Below are 239 nucleotides of genomic sequence, written 5' to 3'. Positions count from 1 at the left end.
GGGGGACGGATTCGAACCGCCGAACCCGAAGGAGCGGATTTACAGTCCGCCGCGTTTAGCCACTTCGCTACCCCTCCGAATAATGATGCCGGCGATAGGAGTCGAACCCACGACCTACTGATTACAAGTCAGTTGCTCTACCAACTGAGCTACACCGGCATGAATATGGTGGAGGATGACGGGCTCGAACCGCCGACCCCCTGCTTGTAAGGCAGGTGCTCTCCCAGCTGAGCTAATCC

1 tRNA gene is annotated in these 239 nt (G+C 57.7%); it reads right to left on the bottom strand.

The window, feature by feature from the left end:
• Nucleotides 1–86 precede the first annotated feature (86 nt).
• Nucleotides 87–159, bottom strand: a tRNA-Thr gene (locus AC3II9_RS22440).
• Between the last annotated feature and the right edge of the window lie 80 nt (nucleotides 160–239).

The sequence above is a fragment of the Lysinibacillus sp. RU7 genome, assembly GCF_057837305.1.
Note: the sequence above shows the minus strand (reverse complement) of the source record. Positions and strands in the feature narration are given on the sequence as shown.